This is a genomic window from Microvirga sp. P4_G7, assembly GCF_056401005.1.
In genome coordinates this window covers 1-6,023 of sequence record NZ_JBFUKD010000190.1, presented here as the reverse complement: position 1 = coordinate 6,023, position 6,023 = coordinate 1, and the positions used below count along the sequence as shown (strand labels likewise).

Annotated in this window: 6 protein-coding genes; 4 read left to right on the top strand and 2 right to left on the bottom strand. The window is 64.2% G+C overall.

The features are described from left to right. Positions 1–201 precede the first annotated feature (201 nt). Complete coding sequence (locus AC1DT3_RS10380) at positions 202–801, bottom strand: HdeD family acid-resistance protein (RefSeq protein WP_477465175.1); 600 nt, start codon at positions 799–801, stop codon at positions 202–204. A gap of 75 nt (positions 802–876) precedes the next feature. Continuing rightward, positions 877–2,394, bottom strand: a complete 1,518-nt coding sequence (locus AC1DT3_RS10375) for a phospholipase D-like domain-containing protein (RefSeq protein WP_477465174.1) — start codon at positions 2,392–2,394, stop codon at positions 877–879. 278 nt (positions 2,395–2,672) lie between these two features. On the opposite strand from AC1DT3_RS10375, the gene pal reads away from it, so the two are divergent. The 4 genes from pal to AC1DT3_RS10355 all read left to right on the top strand — a co-directional run. Beyond that, entirely contained in the window at positions 2,673–3,173 is a 501-nt protein-coding gene (gene pal, locus AC1DT3_RS10370) for a peptidoglycan-associated lipoprotein Pal (protein WP_477465173.1), read from the top strand. Between the two features lie 108 nt (positions 3,174–3,281). Next, positions 3,282–4,247, top strand: coding sequence for a tol-pal system protein YbgF (ybgF, locus tag AC1DT3_RS10365; protein ID WP_477465176.1), 966 nt, complete (start codon positions 3,282–3,284; stop codon positions 4,245–4,247). Positions 4,248–4,263: 16 nt separating this feature from the next. Continuing rightward, complete coding sequence (gene tilS / locus AC1DT3_RS10360; protein ID WP_477465172.1) at positions 4,264–5,265, top strand: tRNA lysidine(34) synthetase TilS; 1,002 nt, start codon at positions 4,264–4,266, stop codon at positions 5,263–5,265. Between the two features lie 144 nt (positions 5,266–5,409). Next, the coding region (locus AC1DT3_RS10355) for an ATP-dependent metallopeptidase FtsH/Yme1/Tma family protein (protein WP_477465171.1) at positions 5,410–6,023 on the top strand (614 nt) is incomplete at its 3' end.

Genomic DNA, 6,023 nt, shown 5'->3' with positions numbered 1-6,023 from the left:
CGAGACGCTTCGCTCGACAGATGAAGGACCGTTGTTGAATGTAAGATCGAGGCAGGGCTGGAGCTTCCTCATGCTGAGGAATGTCCTCCAGGGAACGCGCCCTGAAGCACGCTCAGAACGCTTGTGCAAATGGTCCAAAACTCAAGGCGCCCTTCTGGAGGGCGCCCTGTCGTTCTACGGTCTCAATTCGCGCGCCTGGAACTAGGCGGCGGCGACCTCACCCTTGTGGCTCTTCAGTTTGAAGGCGAGGACCAGCAGCGAGATGCCGAAGACCATGGCGTACGCGCCGAGCCACCAGGTCAGCACCACGGCGCCGATCAGCGGGGCTATCAGGAGCGCGATGCCGAACAGCACGGAGACGATGCCGCTGAAGATCAGCCAGCCCTTGCCGTATTCCGCGTGGAGTTTGAAGGCCGCCACGATCATCAGGATACCGGTCACGAGGGACCACACCGCCATCAGGGTGACGAAGAACAAGACCGTCAGTCCGGGCCAGGAAAAGGCGATCACACCGACGAGAATGTCGACGATACCCTCGAGAACGAGGAGGCCCCAACGTTGTCCCTGCCGCGCGGCCCGGATGGCGGATACGATGCCGAAGACGCCGTCCACGAGCATGTAGGCCGAGAAGAACAGCACAAGGGACAGGATCGTCGCGCCGGGCAGGAAGAGGGCGATCAGCGCGAAGAGGATAGCAAACACGCCGCGAAGCGCGATGGCCCACCAGTTTTCAGCCAGGATCGCGCTCATGGCTCTGGTCTGGTCGGAAGCCGGGAATGGATTGGTAGCGCCGCTCGTCATGGTTCGTCTCCGTGGTTGCACGCACGGTTCCCGCGCCTGCAGGTATTACCCCAACGTTAAGCTTGGCCGGAAGTTTCACGGCGGTCGAGAGGAAAATTTGCTTCTGTCCAAATTCGCGAGCTTTCGGCGACGATCGAGCCGACGTCGGATGATCCGAATGCGCTGCTTGAGACGAACCGACCTGATCAGGAAAGCGACGCCGAACCACCCCAGAATGATGACCAGCGGCGCAATCACCAGGGGTGGAAAGAAAGCGATGAGAGCCGAGAGACACAGGAGCGCGAGTCCGATGGTGCCGAGGCTGCTCGCCTCCGTCGCGTTGAGCGAGCGAAGGCCTCCGGCGCCCCGTCCGAGGCTGGAGCCGAGGGCCACCGCGCCGGCGGCGAGGCGTCCCATGCTGCCGCGCCGGCGGCGGAACGAGCTGCGCGCGCGCAGATTGCGCGCCATGCGGCGGCGGCTGACGATCCCGGGAACGACTTCGGTCGCCTTCGACAGGTCCTCCAAGTACATCGCCTCCATAGCCTCGGCGACGCCCGTGTCCTCGACGACCACGTCGAGCTCCCAGTTCGTCGCCCAGCTCGCCAAGTTGAGATTGGTCGAGCCGACGCGGGTCCATCGCCCGTCCACGACCGCCGTCTTGGCGTGCAACATGGCTCCGTTCCACTCGAACACCCGTACGCCGGCCTCGATCAGCGACCGGTAGCCAGCGCGGACGACAGGCTGGAGCACGGTCACATCGGTCGACCCCGGGACGAGGAGCCGTACATCGACGCCGTCCTGCGCGGCCTCGCCGAGGGCCTGGACGTAGGCCGTCGTTGCGACCAGATAGGCATCGGTGATCCACAGATTACGTTTCGCCGTCGCGGCGATGAACTGGTCGAAACGGTAGGTTCGGAACATGCCCGGCTTGCCCCGGATCACCTGAGCATTCGCCGTTCCGACGCTGGGGACGCTGTTCGCATCGAATGATGCGTCGCGTTTGAGCGGCGGTCCGGCGAAGGCCCAGCTTTCCGCGAAGGCCGCATCGAGATCGGCGACGATGGGACCCTCCAGCGACAACCCCGTGTCGCGCCAGGGATCCCCGCCCGGTCCGCCTTCCCAGCTGTCATCGATGCAAAGACCCGACACAAATCCGATTCGCCCGTCGACGGTGATCAGTTTTCGGTGATCGCGTCTGACGAAGTACGGATTGGTCAGCCGAAGGGGATTGAAGACCCGAACCTCGACGCCTGCCGCGCGCAGGTCCTCCCAATAGCGCCTCGAGGCGCGGCCGTAGGAGCCGAGCCAGTCGTACAGAAGCCGCACCCGGACGCCGGCGCGGGCGCGCTCCATCAGAACTTTGGCGAAGTTCCGGCCGGTGCGGTCATCGGCGACGATGTAGTTCTCGAAATGAATGACCCTTTGGGCTCCTTCGAGCGCTTCGAGCCAGGCCGGGTAGTTTTGCTGCGCGTCGCGTAGAACGCGCACGGCGTTCCCGCCGCGTGGATCGCTGTCGGCAATCCGCGCGAACGCACGTTCCAACCGGACGTCGGTGGAGGTGGAGCCCGGGGTGGGCGCGACGAAGGGTGTGAACCAGGATTGCGTGTCGTCCATCCTTTTACAACGCGTTGGGGTCAGCTTTGGCTGCGTCGCTGGGCACAATCTATCCTATTCCCCGTGCCGAAGGGAGCTGGGGATCACGCTTGTGAGCGACGTCCACGGCCAAGTCTTCGCCTTATTCACGCTCGATTAACCGTAAGCCCAGGATTCGCGGCCGGGGCGTGATTCACCCTCTTTCTCAACCTCTCATAAAGGTTGACGGAACCCTCCCTTAACCATCGACCGCTATAGAAAACACAACGTTCGACAGACGTGTGTAAGGAGTATTGCCCATGATGACGTTGCGCGCCGTCAAATTTGCCGCTGCAATCGTCCTCGCCCTCGGGGCGGCGGCGTGTTCGTCCAACAAAGATGGAATGGCCGATGGGGCCGGAGGCTTCGGAGCCGGCGGCGCCGGCACGCCAGGAAGCGCGCAGGATTTCGTCGTCAACGTGGGCGACCGCGTGTTCTTCGAAACCGACGCGACGGACCTGACCCCGACCGCCGTCGCCACTCTCGACAAGCAGGCCCAGTGGCTGACCCGCTATCCAAACTATTCCTTCGTGATCGAAGGCCATGCCGACGAACGCGGTACGCGCGAATACAATTTCTCGCTCAGCGCCCGCCGCGCCCAGACCGTTCACGATTACCTGATCTCGCGCGGCATTCAGGCTTCGCGCGTCCGGGTAGTTTCCTACGGTAAGGAGCGCCCGGTCGCTGTCTGCAACGACATCTCCTGCTGGTCGCAGAACCGCCGCGCGGTCACCGTTCTGGACACCCGCGCCGGTTCGTAAAGGACAAGGCCGGAATTTATGGCCAAGACGACAAGCGTCGCCACATTCTCGCCGTGGCGGCGCTTATGTGTTATCGGCACGGTCGCTCAGACCAACTGGTATCATCCGATGTTTCGCCGCTTTCTCGCTCTTCTAGCCTGTACGATCGCCCTGTCGGCTCCCGCATTCGCGCAGGATGCGGCTGACGCGATCGTTCGCCTCAACCGTCTCGAGAACCAGTTCCGACAATTGTCGGGTCAAGTCGAGCAGCTCCAATACGAAAACCGACAGCTCAAGGACCAACTGCGCAAGTTCCAGGAGGACGTGGATTTCCGCTTCCAGGACAGCCGCGGCGGTGGCGGACCCAAATCGTCGCCCACCACCACTCCGGTGCGCCCTACGCAGCCGCAGAAGCGCAGCGACGTCTTCGATCCCGGTGACGCCATGGATGCCCCGGGAGCGCCGCGTCCACTGGGAGCCACCGCACCCTCCGCACCCTTGGCCTCAGCGGAGGTCGGCCAGCCCATGCCGCTGCCAGGTGGCAGCCTCGCTGGGATCGGTGACATCATCGAGCAGGACGAAGCGGGCGCCGGCAACGGTCCGCTCGACCTCAGCCAGACCGGCCGAGCGGGCCCCCTTGCCGCCCCTGTCGTCAGTCCATCCGCCCCTGCCACCCGTCAAGGGCCGAGCGTCGCTGCTGCGAGCAGCAGCGACCCGCGGTCCGATTACGAGACGGCGATCGGCTATTTCAACCAGCGCCAGTTCGAGCAGGCGGAAATGGGGTTGCGCCGCTTCATCCAGTCCAATCCCCGCGACAGGCTGGTGCCCGAGGCGACATTCTGGCTCGGCGAGAGCTATCTGCAGCGCAGCCGATATCGCGAAGCGGCCGAGCAATTCCTCAACGTCTCGGCCGATCATCCGAACGCTCCTCGGGCGCCCGACGCCTTGCTGAAGCTGGGCGTGTCCCTCAACGCGCTGGGCGCAAAGGACCGCGCCTGCGCCGTATTCGGCGAACTCGACCGCAAATACCCGCAGGCTCCGGCCAACGTCCGGCAGGGTTCCGAGCGCGAGCAGAAGCGCGCCAAGTGTTCCTGACACGTCCCGATCGGGAATGACCGCTCCCCCTGACACACCGGTACCAGCGCTCGACCCCGCCAAGCTTTTCACGTCCCTCAGTGATGCCGCCGGAATTGTTGCCGCCGTCTCGGGCGGTCCGGATTCGATGACGCTCATGCATCTGCTGGCCCTCTGGGAGCCGGCGAAGCGTCCGCCGATCGTCGTGGCGACGGTCGATCACGGTCTTCGTCCTGAAGCCGCCGCAGAGGCGCGGTTCGTCGCGGTTGCGGCGGAGCGCCTGGGACTGACGCATCGCATACTCGCCTGGGAGGAGGCAAAGCCTGACAAGGGGCTGCAGGAGGCAGCGCGAGATGCGCGTTATCACCTCCTGTCCGCGTTGGCCCGCGAGGTCGGCGCCTCCCATATCGTAACGGCGCATACGCGGGATGATCAGGCCGAGACACTTTTGATGCGGCTCGCACGGGGCTCGGGCCTTGCCGGATTGTCCGGCATGCGGGTGATGCGCGATCTCGACGGGGTCCACCTGGTGCGTCCTCTGCTCGACCAGGACAAGGCCACACTGGTCGCCCATTGCGAGACGGAAGGATGGTCCTTCGTCACGGACCCATCGAACGCCGACGAGGCATATACGCGGGTGAGGTGGCGCAAACTCATGCCACTTTTAGCCGCCGAGGGCCTGACGGCGCAAACCCTGGCCCGGCTCGCAAAGCGGGCCGAACGGACGAACGAAGCGCTTTCTATCAAGGCGGACGAGGCGTTTGCTCGCGGTTGGTCGGCGGGGACTTTTCAGGGCGTCGTCCTCGGGGAGGAGCCGTTCGAGATCGCCCTGAGAGTGCTCGAACGGCTTCTTGATCAGGGCTCCCTCGAGGCGGATCACCGGCGGCTCGATCGGCTCGAAACCTGCCTCGAACGTATTCGCACGGCGCTTGCGGCGAAGGCCGCTCTTCGCTTGACGATCGGTGGCACGCTCCTCGACCTTCGGCCCGACGGACGATTGACCGCGCAAGCCGAACCACCCCGTCGCCGGGGCCGTTAGCCAATTCTTTTAGCCACCAATGCAGTTCGTGCCGCATGCACGCCGCATTCCCTTGGCAATTAGGTATCGCATCCCTACATTGAACTAAGCCGCGTGGGGAACTATTCCTCGCGCACCATCCCGCCTTGGGGCAGACCTGATCCGATGAATCCCAATTTCCGCAACTTCGCCTTGTGGGTCGTCATTTTCCTTCTCGTTCTGGCGCTCGTGACGCTCTTTCAGAGCCCGGGCCACCGGGGAGGTGGTAGCGACATCGCTTATAGCCAGCTCCTCTCGGATGCTGATTCAGGGCGGATCACGAACGTCGTGATCTCCGGTCCCGAGATCAGCGGCACGTACACCGATGGCCGCACGTTCACCACCTACGCGCCGAGCGACCCGATGCTGGTCTCCAAGCTGCAGCAGAAGGGCGTGCAGATCACCGCGCGTCCGCAGTCGGATTCGACGCCGTGGTTCATCGCGGTGCTCATGAACATTCTGCCGATCGCCCTGTTCATCGGCGCGTGGGTCTTCCTGTCGCGCCAAATGCAGAACGGCGCGGGACGTGCCATGGGTTTCGGCAAGTCGAAGGCGAAGCTTCTGACGGAGGCGCACGGACGCGTCACGTTCGACGACGTCGCTGGCGTCGACGAGGCAAAGGAAGATCTGCAGGAGATCGTGGAGTTCCTGCGCGACCCGCAGAAGTTCCAGCGTCTCGGCGGCCGCATTCCGCGCGGCGTCCTTCTCGTCGGCCCTCCCGGTACGGGTAAGACCCTGAC

Coding starts and splice junctions, on each gene's coding strand:
- ybgF (WP_477465176.1), top strand. CDS start 3,282: ATGTTTCGCCGCTTTCTCGCTCTTCTAGCCTGTACGATCGCCCTGTCG.
- pal (WP_477465173.1), top strand. CDS start 2,673: ATGATGACGTTGCGCGCCGTCAAATTTGCCGCTGCAATCGTCCTCGCC.
- AC1DT3_RS10375 (WP_477465174.1), bottom strand. CDS start 2,394: ATGGACGACACGCAATCCTGGTTCACACCCTTCGTCGCGCCCACCCCG.
- AC1DT3_RS10380 (WP_477465175.1), bottom strand. CDS start 801: ATGACGAGCGGCGCTACCAATCCATTCCCGGCTTCCGACCAGACCAGA.
- tilS (WP_477465172.1), top strand. CDS start 4,264: ATGACCGCTCCCCCTGACACACCGGTACCAGCGCTCGACCCCGCCAAG.